We start from the raw sequence: 17,031 nt of genomic DNA, 5'->3' as shown, positions 1-17,031 counted from the left end.
GGGGTGGGCCGTGCGGCAGCGCGCGATCGGCGCGCCGCCCCGTGCGAGGGCTGCACTGCTGGGTCTCCCGGGAGCGGGCGGTGGCGCGCGGGCTCGTCGCCTGCGCCCACCTTCGCACCGCGCGCCGCGCGGGGCACGCCGGCCCGCGCTCCACCAGGTGCGCACCGGCCGCGCGCACCTGGAAGCATCGGCCGGGTGAGCACCACACGAGCAACCGCCGCAGGTCCCGGGGCCACCGTCCGGGACCTGCCCGTCGACGTCGAGTACCTGACCTCGACCCTGATGGAGCTGCTGCGGATCCCCAGCCCGTCGGGGCGCACGGACGCCGTCATGCAGGCGGTCGGGACGCACATCGACGCCCTCGGCCTGCCCTTCGACCTGACCCGCCGCGGCATCCTGCGGGCGACGCTGCGCGGGCGCACCGACGTGGTGCGCCGCGCCGTCGTCGTGCACGCGGACACCATCGGGCTGATGGTCAAGCGCATCAAGGACACCGGCCGCCTGGAGGTCGTGCCCGTCGGCAGCCACAGCGCGCGCTTCGCCGAGGGCGCGCACGTGACGATCTTCACCGACGACTTCGACCGCGTGTACACCGGCACCGTGCTGCCGCTGAAGAGCAGCGGGCACACCTTCGGCGACGAGATCGACACCCAGGGCGTCGGCTGGGAGGTCGTCGAGATCCGCATCGACGAACCCGTCGAGTCCGCCCGCGACGTCCTCGAGCTGGGCGTGGAGGTCGGCGACTTCGTCGCCCTCGACGCCGCCCCGCAGCTGACCCGCGGCGGCTACGTGAAGTCGCGCCACCTGGACGACAAGGCCGGTCTGGCCGCCTGCCTGGCCGCGCTGAAGGCGCTGCGCGACGCGGACGTGCCGCTGGAGGTCAGCGCGCAGTTCCTCGTCACCATCGGCGAGGAGGTCGGCTTCGGCGCCACCCACGGCCTGGCCCCCGACGTGGCCGAGCTGGTGGCCGTCGACAACGCCGTGGTCGCCGAGGGGCAGAACTCCCGCGAGGAGCTGGCCAGCATCGGCATGCTAGACATGACCGGGCCCTTCGACTACCACCTCTCGCGGCGGCTGCACGCGCTGGCCCGCGAGCACGGCATCCCCGCCGTGCGCGACGTGTACCGGCACTACCGCTCCGACGCCGCCCCCGCCCTGGAGGCCGGCATCGAGGCCCGCCACGCGCTGCTGGGCTTCGGCCTGGACTCCAGCCACGGGCACGAGCGCGCGCACGTCGACGGCCTCGTCGCCCTGGCGCGGCTGCTCGTGGTGTACCTGCAGAGCGGGCTCACCTTCGACGAGTGGGACCGCGCCGAGCACGGCCAGCTCGCCGACTTCCCCAGCGTCAGCGTCCAGCCGGCCGACCTGGAACCGCTCGACCGGACCGTCGTCGCCGACTGAGCGCCCCGGGGCTCCGGCGGGGGTCTGGCAGGCTGCCCCGGTGCGCTGGCTCGTCGTGGACAACCACGACTCCTACACCCACAACCTCGTGCAGCTGCTGGCCGTCGCGACCGGCGCCGACCCGGTCGTGCTGAGCGACGACGACGTCGCCCCGGGGGAGCTGGACCTCGCCGGCTTCGCCGGGGTCGTGCTCTCGCCCGGTCCCGGGCACCCGGCGAACCCGCGCGACTTCGCGCTGTCCGCGGACGTGCTGCGCCGCAGCGAGGTCCCCGTGCTCGGGGTCTGCCTGGGCATGCAGGGCATCGCCCTGGCGGCGGGGGCCGCCGTGGAGGCGGCCCCGCAGCCGCTGCACGGGCACGTCGACCGGGTCCGGCACACCGCGACCTCGCTGCTGGCGGGGCTGCCGCAGGGGTTCGCCGCGACGCGCTACCACTCCTTCCGGGTGGCCGAACCCCTGCCGGCGCAGCTGGAGCCGCTGGCGTGGGCCGAGGACGGGGTCCTCATGGCGCTGCGCCACCGCACCCGCCCCCAGGTCGGCGTGCAGTTCCACCCCGAGTCGGTGGCCAGCACGGGCGGGGAGCGGATCGTGGAGAACTTCGTGCGCTGGTGCGGCGGCGCGCTCCCCGCGGGAGCCGGGCGACGGGCGACGGGCACGCCGGCGAGCGCGCGGCCGGCGCCGCGCTTCCGGGTGCTCGCCGAGCGCACCGGCCCGGCCGTGGACGCCGAGGCCGCGTTCACCCACCTGTTCGGCGCGTCCACCCCCGCGTTCTGGCTGGACAGCGCCGCCCGCGGGGCGGGATCGGGCCGCTTCTCCTTCCTCGGGGACGGCACCGGCCCGCTGGCCCGCGAGCTGCCCGCCGGTCCCGGCGTCCTGGACCGGCTGGCCGCCGAGCTGGAGCTCAGCGGGGTCGAGGGCGCCGAGGCGCTGCCGTTCCCCTTCGCCGGGGGCTTCGTCGGCTGGGCCGGCTACGAGCTGCGCGCGGAGTGCGGCTACCCCGCGGCGCGCCGCGACGACCTGCCCGCCGCGGCGTGGCTGTTCTGCGACCGGTTCGTCGCCGTGGACCACGAGCGGGACGCCACCTGGCTCGTCGCGCTCGTGGAGCGGGACGGGCCGGCGCGCGAGGAGCAGGAGCGGGCGGCGCGGGAGTGGTCGCGGCGCACGGCCCGCTCGCTGCGGCGGCTGCCGCAGCCGCCCCCGCCGCCCGCACCGCCGGCGGTGCCCGCCGTCCTGGACACCCCGCCGCCGCGCTACCGCGAACAGGTCCTGGCCGCGCAGGAGCAGCTGCGCGCGGGGGAGAGCTACGAGGTGTGCCTGACGACGCAGGCGCGCGTGCCCGCCGTCGGCGACCCCCTCGACGCCTACCGCCGGCTGCGGCGCGCCAACCCCGCCCCCTACGCGGCGTTCCTGCGACTGGGCGGTGCCGTCGTGGCCGGCAGCTCGCCCGAGCGCTTCCTGCACGTCGACGCGGCGGGCGAGGTCGAGACCCGGCCGGTCAAGGGCACGGCCGCCCTCGGCACCGACCCGCTCGCGCTGCGCGCGGACCCCAAGACGCGCGCGGAGAACCTCATGGTCGTCGACCTGCTGCGCCACGACCTCGGCCGGGTGTGCGCGCCGGGCACGGTGGTGGTGCCCGACCTCATGGCCGTCGAGACGCTGCCGACCGTGCACCAGCTGGTGACGACCGTGCGCGGCCGACTGCGCCCGGGGGCCGGCGCCGTCGACTGCCTGCGCAGCTGCTTCCCGCCCGGGTCCATGACGGGGGCGCCCAAGCTGCGGACGACGGAGATCGTCGACGCGCTCGAGCAGCGCCCGCGCGGGGTCTACTCCGGCACCCTCGGCTGGCTGTCGACCACCGGCGCCGCCGACCTCGCCGTCGTCATCCGCACCGCGGTGCTCGTGCCCGCCGCGGGCGGTGGCGAGTGGCGCGTCGGCGCCGGCGGGGCCGTCGTGCTGGACTCCGACCCGGACGCCGAGGTCGCCGAGGTGCTGCTGAAGCTGCGCGCCCCGCTGGCCGCCCTCACCAGCGAGCCCCTCAGCCCCTGACCACCGATCGGTGATCTTCCACGGTGCACCGTGGAAGATCACCGATCGGAGCGGTCGGCTCGGGGGTCAGGAGGTGGGGGTCAGGGTGCGGCTCCACAGGGCCGCGCCGGCGATGTCGCGCAGCACGACGGTGAGCTCCTGGCTGTCGGGGTCGATCTCCACCTCGCCGAAGAACTGCGAACCCTCCAGCGGGGAGGTGTTCGCGTGCGGCGGCACCGCCTGGAACACCACCTCCGGGCCGAAGGTCGGGTCGAGGTCGCCGGGGCCGAAGGAGCCGGCGTGCAGCGGCCCGGAGACGAACTCCCAGAACGGGTCGAACTCGGTGAACACCGCCCGCGCGGGGTCGTAGCGGTGGGCGGCGGTGTAGTGCACGTCGGCCGTCAGCCACACGTGGTCGCGCACCCCGCGCGCCTTCAGCTCGCGCAGGATCCACGCGATCTGCTGCTCGCGGCCGCGCGGCACCCCCGGGTCGCCCTGCGCGACCGCCTCGACGCCCGCGGGGTCGGTCTGCGCATCGGGCACGACGAGACCGATCGGCATGTCGGCCTGCACGACCTTCCAGCGCGCCGTGGACGCGGCCATCGCCTCGACGAGCCAGTGCGCCTGCTCGGCGCCGAGGATCCCGCCGTCGGGGCGGATCCCGCCGCCGGCCCAGCCCCACGGGTTCTGGTCGCGGTAGCTGCGCATGTCCAGCACGAACACGTCCAGCAGCGGCCCGAAGGAGAACTGCCCGTACACCGAGGAGGTGCGGTTCGAGGAGATCGGCACGTACTCGCGCCAGGCCTGCTCCCCGCGCGCCCACAGCACGTCGACGCGCTTCTCGGTGTAGCGCTCGTCGTCGATCAGCTGGTGCGGGAACCAGTTGTTGTGGACCTCGTGGTCGTCCCACTGGTTCACCTGCGGGATGCGCGCGAAGAACGCGCGGTAGGCCTCGTCCTCGAGGTTGTAGCGGAACGCGCCGCGGAAGTCATCGAGGGTCTGCGCGACGTGCGACTTCTCCTCGGTGACGACGTTGCGGTAGACCCGCCCGTCCGGCAGGGTCACGTCCCCGGTGATGACGCCGTCGGCGTAGACCGTGTCGCCGGAGTGCAGGAAGAAGTCCGCGTCGCGGGCGGCCATCGCGCGGTAGATCGGGAACCCGCCGATGTCGGGGTTGCGGCCCCAGCCCTGGCCGGTCTGGTCGCCGCTCCACAGGAACCGGATGCGGCGGGCGTCGCCGGTGGCGGGCGCTGTCCGCAGGAAGCCCTCCGCGCCGTGGCCGTCGGGCCGGTGGGCGTCGGGCTCGCCGAGGACGACGCGGTAGGGCACCTCGGCCGCCGACGGCAGCCCGGTCAGCTCCAGGCGGCCGGTGAAGTCGCTGGCGGCGGTCAGCACCGGCCCCCGGTGGGTGCGGCAGTCGGCGCCGAAGGTGCCGGTCGGGGAGACCTGCACGAACATCCGGGCGGTGCGGTCGGCGCGGGTCCACACCGTCGCGCCGCCGGCGGTGACGTCGCCGGACTGGACCCCGTGCGTGATCGTCGGCAGGCCGCTGCGCAGCAGCGCCGCGGACCCGGGGGCCCCGGGGGACGCCGCGGCCGCGGACGGGGGCACGAGCAGCCCGGCACCCCCGGCCGCCGCGAGGGCGCCGCCGCGCAGGGCGCCGCGCCGGGAGAGGGGGCTGGAGGGTGTCGACACGGTGCGCACGCTGCCGAGCGCGGGTGACGGCCCCGTGCTGCCCGCGGGAACGGGCCGTGAACTCCCGCCGCGCAGCCGGGGCGGCGCCGGGCGGTGCCGATCGGAGGTCAGGAGGGCGGCAGGTCCAGGGCCAGCGCCCGCAGGCGGGCGGTGAGCGCACCGGCGCGGCGCAGCGGGCGCCCGTCGACGGAGCGCACCTCCACCGCCCCGCGCACGCTGGAGAGCAGCCACGCCGCGTCCACGCCGGGCAGCGCGGCCGCCGGCAGCCGCGTCCGCGCGCTCGGCAGCCCCGCGCCCGCGGCGACGGCCTCCCAGGTGGTGCCGGGCAGCACCCCGGTGCCCTCGGTGGGCGGGGTGTGCAGCCGGCCGTCCACCAGCCAGGCCAGCGTCGCGGTGGGGGCCTCCAGCAGGCAGCCGTCGGCGTCGGCGAAGAGCGCGTCGTCGGCGCCGCGGCGCGCCGCCTCGCGCAGCGCGGCGGTGTGCACCGCGTACGAGAGGGCCTTGACGGTGCCCAGCAGCCAGGGCGCGTGCGGGGTCGTCGCGGTCCCGCGGGCCAGCACCACCGCGCGCACGCCGTCCCGGCGGGCCGCCAGCAGCGCCGCGGGCACGGGGCGCAGGGTGGCCAGCGCCAGCGGGGGCCCGCCGCTGCCGCGGGTCAGCGTCAGCCGCAGCACGGCCTGCGCCCCCGCCGGCAGCCCCGCGAGCAGCGTCCCCGCCGCGCGCTCCCAGTCGGCGCGGGTCGGGGCGCCGGCCGGCAGCTCCAGGGAGCGCGCGGAGCGCTCGAGGCGCTCCAGGTGCGCGGCCAGGCGCACCGCGCGCGCCGGGGGGCCGCCGTGGGCGAGCAGCGTCTCGAAGCACCCGTCGCCGCGCGCCAGCCCCGCGTCGTCGGCGCCGGCCACCGGCGCGTCCCAGGGCACCTCCGCGCCGGCGCCGCCCCCGCCGAGCACCAGGGTGCGCGGGCGCACCCCGCCGCCCCCGATCCCGCCGCCCGTGCCGTGCCCGCCGCCCACGGGCGCAGTCTGGCCGACGCGGCCGCCGCGGCGGCGGACGGAGGGGCCGCTGTCGGCGGCGGCGGATACGATCGGGGAGCGACACGTCCCGCCCGAACCCAGCACGGAGGCGAACGGCCCCTCGGGGCGCCCATGGCCAGCACCGACCCCACCCCCACGACTCCCGGCAGCGGGGGACCCGAACCGGCGGCGACGGCCCGCCACGTCATCGTGGTGCCGCCCGAGGTGCCCATGGTCTCCCTGCTCGGCACCCGCGACGAGCTGCTGCGCGTGCTCGAGCGCTCCTTCAAGCGCGCCGACGTGCTCGTGCGCGGCAACGAGATCACCGTCACCGGCTCCGCCGGGGAGGTCGCCCTCGTCGAGCGCCTCGTCGACCAGATGACCGCCGTGCTGCGCGCCGGCCAGCCGCTGTCGCCCGACGCCGTCGAGCGCTCCGTGGCGATGCTGCGCGCCCAGGCCGCCGGCACCGGCGACGACCGCCCGGCCGACGTGCTGACGCTGAACATCCTCTCCAGCCGCGGGCGCACGATCCGGCCCAAGACGGTCAACCAGAAGCGCTACGTCGACGCCATCGACGAGCACACCGTGGTCTTCGGCATCGGCCCCGCCGGCACCGGCAAGACCTACCTGGCGATGGCCAAGGCCGTGCAGGCGCTGCAGGCCAAGCAGGTCAACCGCATCGTGCTCACCCGCCCGGCCGTCGAGGCCGGCGAGCGGCTGGGCTTCCTGCCGGGCACCCTCACCGACAAGATCGACCCGTACCTGCGGCCGCTGTACGACGCGCTGCACGACATGCTCGACCCCGAGTCGATCCCGCGGCTGATGACCGCGGGCACCATCGAGGTCGCGCCGCTGGCGTACATGCGCGGGCGCACCCTCAACGACGCGTTCATCATCCTCGACGAGGCGCAGAACACCTCGCCCGAGCAGATGAAGATGTTCCTCACCCGCCTGGGGTTCGGCTCCAAGGTCGTCGTCACCGGCGACGTCACCCAGGTCGACCTGCCCAGCGGCACCGAGTCGGGCCTGCGGGTCGTGCAGGACATCCTCGAGGGCATCGAGGACGTGCACTTCTCGCGGCTGACCTCCACCGACGTGGTGCGCCACCGCCTCGTCTCGGAGATCGTCGACGCCTACGGCCGCTGGGAGGACGCCCGGCCGCGCGACCAGCGCGACCAGCGCCCGCAGCGCCGCAACCGGTGACGGGGCGGGTGCTGCGGTGAGCATCGACGTCGTCGACGAGAGCTCCTTCGCCGCCGGGCGGGGCGTCGACGTGGTGGAGGTGGCGGCCCTGGCCCGCCACGTGCTGGACGAGATGCGGGTGCACCCGCTCGCGGAGCTGTCGGTCCTCATGGTCGACCCCGACGCGATGGAGCGCCTGCACGTGCAGTGGATGGACGAGCCGGGCGCCACCGACGTCATGTCCTTCCCCATGGACCAGCTGCGCCCCGGCCGCGAGGGCCACACCTCCGAGCCGGGCCTGCTCGGCGACGTCGTGGTGTGCCCGCAGGTCGCCGCGGAGCAGGCCAGGGCCTCGGGCCACGCCACGGCCGACGAGGTCCTGCTGCTGGTGACGCACGGCATCCTCCACCTGCTCGGCTACGACCACGCCGAGCCCGACGAGGAGCGCGAGATGTTCACGCTGCAGCGCCGGCTGGTGCTCGGCTTCCTGGCGCGCATCGGCCGCCCGGGCGACCCGACGCCCACCGTCGGGCACCGCGCGCTGCCGTCGGCGGACTGACGTGGGAGCCCCCGCCGCCCCGCTGCTGCTGCTGGCGCTCGTCCTCGTCGTCGCCGCCGGCCTGGTGGCCGCGGCCGAGTCCGCGATCGCCGGCACCTCGCGCCGCCGCGCGCGCGACCTGGAGGCCGACGGCCGCCGCGGCGCCGCGGCGCTGACCCGCGTGCTGGAGTCCGCCGCGCCCGTGCTGACCGTCTGCACGCTGCTGCGCGTGGTCTTCGAGACGCTGGCGGCGGTCTGCGTGACCGTGGTCGTCGCCAGCTGGGTGGACTCCTGGTGGCTGGTGCTGCTGCTGGCCGGCCTGGGCATGTCCGCGCTCGACTTCGTCCTCGTCGGCGTCGGCCCGAGGACCCTGGGCCGCCTGCACGCCGAGACCGTCGGCCTGCTGGCCGCCCCCGTCCTGGGGCCGGTCGCCGCCCTCATGGGCCCGCTGGCGCGCTCCCTGGTGGCCGTCGGCAACGCCGTCACCCCCGGGCGCGGGCTGGCGCACGGGCCGTTCGGCTCCGAGGCCGAGCTGCGCGAGATCGTGGAGCTGGCCGGGGAGACGGAGGTCATCGAGGCCGGCGAGCAGCGGATGATCCACTCCGTCTTCGAGCTCGGCGACACGATGGTGCGCGAGGTGATGGTGCCGCGCACCGACGTCGTCTCCGCCCGCCGGGGCACCGGCCTGCACGAGGTCGAGGCCCTGCTGCTGCGCTCGGGCTTCTCCCGGGTCCCCGTCGTGGGCGAGGACGCCGACGAGGTCCTGGGCATCGTCTACCTCAAGGACATCGCCCGCCGATTCCACGCCGACCCGGTCGCGGCCCGCGAGGAGGTCGTCGAGCACGTGGCCCGCCCCGCGGTCTTCGTGCCCGACAGCCTGCCCGTGGACGACCTGCTGCGGCGCATGCAGCGCGACACCACGCACGTGGCGATCGTCGTCGACGAGTACGGCGGCACGGCCGGCCTGGTGACCATCGAGGACGCCATCGAGGAGATCGTCGGCGAGATCGCCGACGAGCACGACCGCGCCGCCCCCGAGGTCGAGCACCTGCAGGACGGCGGCTTCCGCGTCCCCACCCGCCTGGGCGTCGACGACCTCGGCGAGCTCTTCGGCTTCGAGATCGACGACGAGGAGGTCGACACCGTCGGCGGGCTGCTGGCCAAGGCGCTGGGGCAGGTCCTCGTGCCCGGTGCCGCCGCCGAGGTGCACGGCCTGCGGCTGGAGGCCGACCGCCGCGGCGGCCGGCGCAACCAGGTCCAGACCGTCCTCGTGCACCGCCTGGCCGAGGACGGCCGCGACGGGCCCGACGCCGACGACGCGCAGGTGCCCGAACCCGAACTCGTCGACGACCGCGCCGGAGGCCCCCGCCATGACTGAACCGTCCACGGACGGGCCCCCGCGGCCCGCGCACCGCTCCGGCTTCGCCTGCCTCGTCGGGCGGCCCAACGCCGGCAAGTCCACGCTGACCAACGCCCTCGTCGGGCAGAAGGTCGCCATCACCAGCTCGCGGCCGCAGACCACCCGGCACACCGTGCGCGGCATCGTGCACCGCCCCGACGCCCAGCTGGTGCTCGTGGACACCCCCGGGCTGCACCGCCCGCGCACCCTGCTGGGGCAGCGGCTCAACGACCTCGTGCACGAGACCCTCGCCGAGGTCGACGTCGTGGCGCTGTGCGTGCCCGCCGACGAGCGGATCGGCCCCGGCGACCGCTTCATCGCGCAGGCGCTCGCCGCCGTCCCCCGCTCCACGAAGGTCGCCCTCGTCACCAAGACCGACAAGGCCTCCAAGCAGCAGGTGGCCGAGCAGCTGCTCGCGGTCAGCGCGCTCGGCGAGGAGCTGCTCGGCGGCTTCGCCGACGTCGTCCCCGCCTCGGCGGTGACCGGCGAGCAGGTCGAGGTCGTCGCCGACGTGCTGCTCTCGCACCTGCCGGAGGGGCCGCGGCTGTACCCCGACGGCGAGCTGACCGACGAGCCGGAGGCCGTCATGGTCGCCGAGCTCGTGCGCGAGGCCGCGCTGGAGGGCGTGCGCGACGAGCTGCCGCACTCGCTGGCGGTGGTCGTCGAGGAGATGGTCCCCGGCGAGAACGACGTGCTGAAGGTCTTCGTCTGGCTCTACGTGGAGCGCGAGTCGCAGAAGGGCATCGTCATCGGCCGCGGCGGGGCCCGGCTCAAGGACGTGGGCACCCGCGCCCGCCGCGCCGTGGAGGCGCTGCTGGGCACCCGCGTGCACCTGGACCTGCGGGTGAAGGTGGCCAAGGACTGGCAGCGCGACCCCAAGCAGCTGCAGCGCCTGGGGTTCTGAGGGCGGTGCGCCGCTGGTTCGCCCTCACGGCGCGCGACCTGCGCGACCTGCTGTGGTCCCTGCTGCCGACGGCGTCCGCGCTGTGGATCAGCGCCCACCTGGTCACCGGGGTGCGGGTGGACTCGCCGTTCTGGCTGCTGGCCTCCGCCGCCGTGCTCGCCGTCGGCGACCTCCTCGTGCGCCCGGTGCTCGGCCCGCTGGTGGCGGTGCTGGGGCCGACGGTCACGGTGCTGCTGGGCGTGGCGGTGCAGCTGCTGCTGCTGCACACCGCGCTGACGGCCGTGCCGGGGCTGGACCTGCGCTCGCTCAACGCGCTGTGGCAGGTGTACCTGTGGACCGGGCTGGTGGGCGTCGTGGCCCGCTGGCTCGTCGGCTCCAACGACAGCCGCTGGGTGGTGCGCGAGCTGCTGCACCGGCGCACGCACCCGGCCGGCGGCCCGCCCGGGCTGCTCGTGGTGCAGATCGACGGGCTGTCGATGCCGCTGCTGCAGTTCGGGCTGCACTCGGGCACCCTCACCACGATCGCCCGCTGGCTGCGGGAGGGGACCCACCAGGCCGAGGGCTGGCGCGCGCAGCTGCCGTCGACGACCCCCGCCAGCCAGGCGGGGTTCCTGCACGGCAGCACCGAGGACGTCCCCGCCTTCCGCTGGTGGGACCCGGAGCTGCGCCGGGTGCTGGTGTCCAACCGGCCCGCCGACGCGGCCGTCATCGAGACCCGCGTGCGCGCCGCCGCGCACGCCGCCGGGCGCAGCGGCCTGCTCTCGCGCGACGGCGCGAGCATCGGCAACGTCTTCTCCGGGGAGGCCGGGCACGCCCACCTCGTCGTCTCCACCTCCCGGGCCGGCGGGTCCGGGCGCCCGTACCTGCGCTACGTGGCCCGCCCGTTCGTGCTGCTGCGCAGCCTGCTGCTGACCCTGGGCGAGATCGTCAAGGAGCTGTACCAGGGCTGGCACCAGCGGGTGCGGCGGGTGGAACCGCGCATCCCGCGCCGCGGCTGGTACGTGCTGCTGCGCGCGGTGACCAACGCCCTGCTGCGCGACCTCAACGTCTCCCTGGTCGCCGAGGAGCTCTCGGCGGGGCGGGAGGTGGTCTTCGTGGACTTCCTCGACTACGACGAGGTCGCCCACCACGCCGGGGTGGCGCGCCCGGAGTCCCTGGACGCCCTCGCCGGCATCGACCGCGTCCTGCAGACCCTGGCCGACGTGGCCGCCGTCTCCCCGCGCGACTACCGCGTCGTGCTGGTCTCCGACCACGGGCAGGCGCAGGGCGCCACGTTCGAGCAGGTGAGCGGCCGGCACCTGCGCGACCTCGTCGCCGACCTGCTGCAGGTGCGGAGCCCGGGCACCCCGACGGTGACCACGGCCACCGGCGGCGAGGTCCGCGGGCGGGTGGACGTCCTCGTGCGCGAGTTCGGCACGCACACCAAGGCCGAGCGCGCCAGCTCCCGGCACGAGCCCGAGGACGAGCCGGCCCCCGGCGAGGACGCCGTCGTCGTCGCCACCGCCGGCTGCACGGCGCTGCTGTCGGTGCCCGACGCCCCCGGCGGCCGCCTCGACCTCGACGAGGTCGAGCGGCGCTGGCCGGCGCTGGTGCCGGGCCTGCTGGGCACCCGCGGCATCGGGTTCGTCGTCGGCCGCCGCGGCGGCGGCGTCGTCGCGCTCGGCCCCGGCGGCGAGCACGACCTCGTCACCGGCCGGGTCGCCGGGGCCGACCCGCTGGCCGGCGTCGGCCCGCGCGCCGCCGGGGAGCTGCTGCGGCTCATGCGCTTCCGCACCGCGCCGGCCCTCTTCGTGCACTCCGCCGTCGACGCGGTCACCGGGGAGGTGCACGCCTTCGAGGAGCAGGTCGGCTCGCACGGCGGGCTCGGCGGCTGGCAGACGGAGGCGGTGCTCGTGCACCCCGCGCAGTGGCCCGTCGACGAGGACCTGCGCGACCGCAGCGTGCCGGGGGAGGCGCCGCTCGTGGGGGCCGTGGCGGTGCACGAGCAGCTGCAGCGCTGGCTGCGGCGCGCCCGGGCCGAGGCCGCCGCACCGCTGCCCGCGGCGGCCGGCAGCGCCGCCGGTGGCCGGGAGGTGGCCCCGTGAGCGCCCGGGTGCGCTGGCTGGGCCACTCCAGCGCCACCGTCGACGTCACGACGGCCGCCGGCGAGGTGCGCGTGGTCACCGACCCGGTGCTGCGCAGCGGGCTCGCGCACCTGCGCCGCCGCCCGCCCGCCCCGGCGGCCACCGACGCCGCCGGGGCGCACCTGGCCCTCGTCTCGCACCTGCACCACGACCACTGCGACCTGCCGTCGCTGCGCAGCTCGCGCCCCGACCTCGTCGTGGCGCCGCCGCGCTCGGCGCTGTGGCTGGCCGGGCGGCTGCGCGGCGGCAGCCGGGTGGTCGAGGTCGCGGTGGGCGCCACCCGGGCGCTGTCGCTGAACGCCGCGGCGGGGCCGGTGCAGGTGCGGGTCAGCGCGCTGCCCGCCCACCACGCCGGGCACCGCACCGCGGGCTGGGCCGAGGGCGCCCCGGCCGACGCGCTGGCCGTGCAGCACCTCGTCCGCGTCCCGGGCGCCTTCCCCGCGCGCGCGGCGGCCGCGGGCGGGCCGGACCTGCTGCTGTGGGCCGTCGGCGACACCGGGGAGTTCGACCGCTGGGCGGCGGTGCTCGACGTGGCGGGCCGGGCCCCCGACGTCGCGCTCGTGCCCGTCGGCGGCTGGGGCCACACCCTGGGCCCGCACCACCTGGACCCCCGCCAGGCCGCCGCGCTCGTGGCGCGCGTGCGCCCCGCCGTCAGCGTCCCGGTGCACTGGGGGACGCTGCACCCGGTGGCGCTGAGCCGCACCATGGGCGACCGGTTCGTCGAACCCGGGCGCCGCTTCGTCGCCGAGGCCCGGCGGCTGGGCGTCGCCGGAGCCGTGCAGCTGCCCGTCGGCGGGACGCTGGAACTGGACGACGCGGGGGAGCCGGTCGCCGCGCCGGGCCGCTGAGCGCCGGCGCCGCCCCGCGCGGGACGCCGGTTTGACAGCGGCGGGCGGTTGAGCCTTTGATGTCCCGACCATCAAGAGCGGCCGAGAGACCTGGCTCGACGACGCCGCAGCAACCTCTTCGGGTTCCCTGGCCGGAACCCGTCCGTGGTGCTCACGCCAGGACCGATGGAGGAGCAGTTGCCGGCCGCACCGTCCGCAGAACCCGTCGACGCGCTCGACGTCGAACTCCGCCGGGTGCAACGCACCTTCGGCGCCCACCGCGTCCTGCAGGACCTCGACCTGCGCATCGACGCCGGCAGCACGGTGGCCCTGCTCGGCGCCTCCGGCAGCGGCAAGTCGACGCTGCTGCGCCTGGTCGCGGGCCTGGACCGGCCCACGGGCGGGACGGTGTCCGTGGGCGGTGAGGCCGTGCGCGGGCCCGGCCGGCGCACCGCCGTGGTGTTCCAGGAACCCCGGCTGCTGCCGTGGCGCGACCTCGCCGGCAACGTCGCGCTGGGGCTGCCCCTGGGGACCCCCCGCGCGCAGGGCCGCGACGCCGTCCGGCACCGCCTGGAGACCGTGGGGCTGGCCGACTTCGCCGGGCACCGCCCGCGCCGCGTCTCCGGCGGCATGGCCCAGCGCGCGGCGCTGGCCCGCGCCCTCGTGCGCCGCCCCGGCGTCCTGCTGCTCGACGAGCCGTTCGCCGCCCTGGACGCGCTGACCCGCCTGCGCATGCAGGACCTGCTCGACGGGGTCCAGCGCTCCTCCGGCACCACGGTGCTCCTGGTCACCCACGACGTCGACGAGGCGCTGCACCTGGCCGACCGGGTGCTCGTCCTGGCCGCCGACGGCGAGCGGGGCGCGCAGGTCGTGCGCGACCTGCGGGTGGACGCACCGCGACCGCGCGACCGCGCCGACGCCCAGCTCGCCGCGCTGCGCGTGGAGCTGCTGGAACTGCTGGGCGTGCCCCGCACGACCCGCACGCCCTCCTGAGGCCGCCCCGCACCTCCCGCTCGACCACCCCTGCTCGACCACCCCTGCTCGACCACCCCTGCTCGACCCACGGCTCGACCCCTCCCGAGGAGAACCATGTCCGCACCCTCGACCGCCCTCGCCCGCCGCAGCCTGCTCGGCCTGCTCGCCGGGGGGCTCACCCTCACCGCCGCCGGGTGCGTGCAGGGGGAGTCCGCCGGTGGCGGCACCGCCGCGAGCGGCGGGTCCTCCTCCGGCGCCTCCGGCGGCGACCGGGTGCGCCTGGACTACGCCCTCTACAACCCGCTGAGCCTGGTGGTGCGCCAGCGCAGGATCCTGGAGGACGCGGGCCTGAGCGTGCAGTGGGAGCAGAGCGCGGGGTCCAACAAGGCCAACGAGTTCCTGCGCAACGACAACCTGGACCTGGCCAGCACCGCCGGTTCCGCGGTGCTGCAGGCCCGCGCCAACGGCCTGGCGGCCAAGACGGTGGACGTCTACTCGCAGCCGGAGTGGACGGCCCTCGTGGTCGCGCAGGGTTCCGACGTCGCCGACGTGGCCGCGCTGCGCGGCAAGCGGATCGCCGCCACGACCGGCACGGACCCGTACTTCTTCCTGCTGCAGGCCCTCGAGGTCGCCGGCCTCGCCGCGACGGACGTGGAGATCACCAACCTCCAGCACGCCGACGGCCGCGCCGCGCTGGAGCGCGGGGACGTCGACGCCTGGGCCGGGCTGGACCCGAACATGGCCACCAGCGAGCTGCAGGCCGGCTCGAGGCTGCTGTACCGCAACGTCGACTTCAACACCTACGGCGTGCTCAACGCGCGCGAGCAGTTCATCGAGGAGTCCCCGGACCTCGTGCAGCAGGTCGTCGACGCCTACGAGCAGGCGCGCGCCTGGGCGATCGGCAACCCCGACGACTTCGCCGCGCTCTACGCCGAGCAGGCGCAGCTGACGCCCGAGGTCGCCGCCGCGGTCCTGGAGCGCACCGGGCTCGACATCGACCCGGTGCCGGGGCAGGCGCAGCGCACGGTCCTCACCGGGATCGTCCCGCTCATGGCCGCCGCCGCGGCGGTCCCCTCCGAGGACGCCGCGACGAGCGCGCTCGAGGGCCTGCTGGAGCTGCGGTTCGCCGAGCAGGCGGACGCCTCGGGCAGCGCGTCGGGCACCGCGTCGAGCAGCGCGTCGAGCACCGCGTCGTGACGGGCGGGGGCAGCCGGCCGGGCGGGCGCTGGCTGCTGGGGCTCGTGCTGCCGGTCCTGCTGCTGGTCGCCTGGCAGCTGTCGTCGACGCTCGGGTTCTTCAGCGCCAACCAGCTGCCGCCGCCGCCGGACGTGCTGGCGGCGGCCCGGCGGTTGTGGGGCACCGGGACGCTGCAGCACAACATCGCCATCAGCGTGCAGCGGGTGCTCATCGGGTTCGCCTGCGGAGCGGTCGCCGGCATCGTGCTCGGCGGTCTCACCGGGTTGTCGCGCTGGGTGAGCGACCTGCTCTCGCCCACGCTGGGGGCGCTGCGCTCCGTCCCCTCGCTGGCGTGGGTGCCGCTGCTGGGGCTGTGGATCGGGATCGGCGAGACGCCGAAGATCGTGCTCGTCGCGATCGGGGCGTTCTTCCCCGTCTACACCACGGTCTCGAGCGCGCTCGCGCACGTCGACCCGGCGCTGCTGGAGGTCGGCCGCGCCTACGGCCGGCGCGGCGTCCGCCTGTTCGGCGAGGTGCTGCTGCCCGCGACGGCGCCCTCGCTGCTGTCCGGGCTGCGCCTGGGGCTGGCGCAGAGCTGGCTGTTCCTCGTCGCGGCGGAGCTCATCTCCAGCGCGATCGGGCTGGGGTACCAGATGACGAACGGGCAGAACACCGGCCGCACCGACGAGGTCCTGCTGGCGATCGTCCTGCTGGCCCTGCTGGGCAAGCTGTCCGACGTCGTCCTGGGGCTCGTCGAGCGGCAGGTCGCGCTGCGCCGGGCCTGAGGGCGCCGGGCCCGAGGGCGCCCCGCCTCAGGGCCCCGTCGTGACGACGAGCTTGCCGACGACGCGGCCGGCCTCCATGTCGGCGTGGGCCCGGGCGACCTCCTCGAGGGCGTACGTGGCGCCGATCGGCACCCGGAGCTCGCCGGCGGCGACGGCGTCGAGGAACTCCTGGAGCACCGCGGCCGGCAGGTCCGCCGCGTCCCCGCTGTAGGAGGTCAGCCGGACGCCGGTGGGCAGGTCCTCGTGCGGGGAGAACTCGGGGATCGTCCAGCGCGCGGAGACGATGCCGGTGAAGCAGACCGTGCCGTGCACGCGCACGGCGCGCAGGGTGTCCGGCAGGGTGCCCGTGCCGACCAGCTCGACGGCGCCGTCCACGCCGTCGGGGAACAGCCGGCGCACCTGCGCCGCCACGTCGCCGTCGTCGAGCAGGGCGTGCTCGGCGCCGGCGGCGCGCAGCAGCTCCAGGCGCTGCGGGGAGCGGGTGGTGGCCAGCACCCGCGCGCCGGCGCGCCGCGCCAGCGCGGTGGTCGCCAGGCCGACGGAGGTCGTGCCGCCGCGCACCAGCACCACCTGCCCGGGCCGGAGGTCCAGGCCGACCCGCAGCGTGCCGGAGGCGGTCTGCAGCATCTCCGGGACCGCGCCCAGCGTCGACCACGGCAGGTCGCTGCGGAAGCGGAGCACCTGCGCGGCGGGCACGCAGGTGAACTCGGCGTAGCCGCCGTCGAAGCGGCGGCCCATGCCGCCCATCATCGCGACCACCTGCTCGCCGGCCGCGAACTCCCCGCCGGGGCAGTCCTGCACGACACCGGCCGCCTCGATGCCCAGCACCCGCGGGAAGGTGACGGCGGCGCCGGAGTGCCCCTGGCGGGTGAGCAGCTCGGAGCGGTTGAGGCCGAAGGCCCGCACCCGCACGAGCACCTGGCCGGGCGCGGGGACGGGCACGGGCAGCTCGCGCAGCCGCAGCGCCTCGGGCGGGCCGGGGGCGTCGAGGAC

The 17,031-nt window shown here is 76.5% G+C and carries 14 protein-coding genes and 1 riboswitch; of the genes, 11 read left to right on the top strand and 3 right to left on the bottom strand.

The window, feature by feature from the left end; all coding sequences use genetic code 11:
* Positions 1-195: 195 nt before the first annotated feature.
* A complete protein-coding gene (locus GTQ99_RS08905) occupies positions 196-1,401 on the top strand; it encodes an osmoprotectant NAGGN system M42 family peptidase (RefSeq protein WP_166615385.1) in 1,206 nt (401 codons plus the stop codon).
* A 40-nt stretch (positions 1,402-1,441) separates the two neighbouring features.
* On the top strand, positions 1,442-3,445 hold the full coding sequence (locus GTQ99_RS26765) for a chorismate-binding protein (protein WP_338074856.1): 2,004 nt from the start codon (positions 1,442-1,444) through the stop codon (positions 3,443-3,445).
* Between the two features lie 66 nt (positions 3,446-3,511).
* On the opposite strand, the gene GTQ99_RS08895 is transcribed toward GTQ99_RS26765, so the two are convergent.
* Together GTQ99_RS08895 and GTQ99_RS08890 are read right to left on the bottom strand one after the other, a co-directional pair.
* On the bottom strand, positions 3,512-5,119 hold the full coding sequence (locus tag GTQ99_RS08895; RefSeq protein ID WP_166615384.1) for an alkaline phosphatase D family protein: 1,608 nt from the start codon (positions 5,117-5,119) through the stop codon (positions 3,512-3,514).
* 107 nt (positions 5,120-5,226) lie between these two features.
* Entirely contained in the window at positions 5,227-6,129 is a 903-nt protein-coding gene (locus GTQ99_RS08890; protein WP_205707090.1) for an aminotransferase class IV, read from the bottom strand.
* Between the two features lie 132 nt (positions 6,130-6,261).
* Here GTQ99_RS08890 and GTQ99_RS08885 point away from each other — a divergent pair, with 132 nt between their 5' ends.
* The 9 genes from GTQ99_RS08885 to GTQ99_RS08845 all read left to right on the top strand — a co-directional run bounded on the left by GTQ99_RS08885 (position 6,262) and on the right by GTQ99_RS08845 (position 16,038).
* A complete protein-coding gene (locus GTQ99_RS08885) occupies positions 6,262-7,332 on the top strand; it encodes a PhoH family protein (RefSeq protein WP_205707089.1) in 1,071 nt (356 codons plus the stop codon).
* A 16-nt stretch (positions 7,333-7,348) separates the two neighbouring features.
* Entirely contained in the window at positions 7,349-7,870 is a 522-nt protein-coding gene (ybeY, locus tag GTQ99_RS08880; protein ID WP_166615383.1) for an rRNA maturation RNase YbeY, read from the top strand.
* A gap of 1 nt (position 7,871) precedes the next feature.
* A complete protein-coding gene (locus tag GTQ99_RS08875) occupies positions 7,872-9,227 on the top strand; it encodes a CNNM domain-containing protein (protein WP_166615382.1) in 1,356 nt (451 codons plus the stop codon).
* Complete coding sequence (era, locus tag GTQ99_RS08870) at positions 9,220-10,152, top strand: GTPase Era (RefSeq protein ID WP_166615381.1); 933 nt, start codon at positions 9,220-9,222, stop codon at positions 10,150-10,152. Before GTQ99_RS08875 ends, era begins: the two co-directional genes overlap by 8 nt.
* 5 nt (positions 10,153-10,157) lie before the next feature.
* On the top strand, positions 10,158-12,236 hold the full coding sequence (locus GTQ99_RS08865; protein WP_166615380.1) for an alkaline phosphatase family protein: 2,079 nt from the start codon (positions 10,158-10,160) through the stop codon (positions 12,234-12,236).
* The gene (locus GTQ99_RS08860) at positions 12,233-13,123 is read left to right on the top strand and encodes an MBL fold metallo-hydrolase (protein WP_166615379.1); all 891 of its coding nucleotides are present in this window, start codon (positions 12,233-12,235) and stop codon (positions 13,121-13,123) included. The genes GTQ99_RS08865 and GTQ99_RS08860 overlap by 4 nt, the downstream gene beginning before the upstream one ends.
* Positions 13,124-13,188: 65 nt before the next feature.
* Positions 13,189-13,295, top strand: a riboswitch (SAM riboswitch).
* Positions 13,289-14,095: an ABC transporter ATP-binding protein gene (locus tag GTQ99_RS08855; RefSeq protein WP_166615378.1), complete on the top strand. Its 807-nt coding sequence runs from the start codon at positions 13,289-13,291 to the stop codon at positions 14,093-14,095. (Overlaps the previous riboswitch by 7 nt.)
* A gap of 96 nt (positions 14,096-14,191) precedes the next feature.
* Positions 14,192-15,274 (top strand): aliphatic sulfonate ABC transporter substrate-binding protein, encoded by a 1,083-nt coding sequence (locus GTQ99_RS08850; RefSeq protein WP_166615377.1) that lies wholly within the window; start codon positions 14,192-14,194, stop codon positions 15,272-15,274.
* A complete protein-coding gene (locus GTQ99_RS08845) occupies positions 15,271-16,038 on the top strand; it encodes an ABC transporter permease subunit (RefSeq protein ID WP_166615376.1) in 768 nt (255 codons plus the stop codon). Before GTQ99_RS08850 ends, GTQ99_RS08845 begins: the two co-directional genes overlap by 4 nt.
* Positions 16,039-16,065: 27 nt before the next feature.
* Here the strand turns inward: GTQ99_RS08845 and GTQ99_RS08840 are convergent.
* The coding region (locus GTQ99_RS08840) for a zinc-binding dehydrogenase (RefSeq protein ID WP_166615375.1) at positions 16,066-17,031 on the bottom strand (966 nt) is incomplete at its 5' end.

This window comes from Kineococcus vitellinus, assembly GCF_009906315.1.
Taxonomy (GTDB): Bacteria; Actinomycetota; Actinomycetes; order Actinomycetales; family Kineococcaceae; genus Kineococcus; species Kineococcus vitellinus.
Note: the sequence above shows the minus strand (reverse complement) of the source record. Positions and strands in the feature narration are given on the sequence as shown.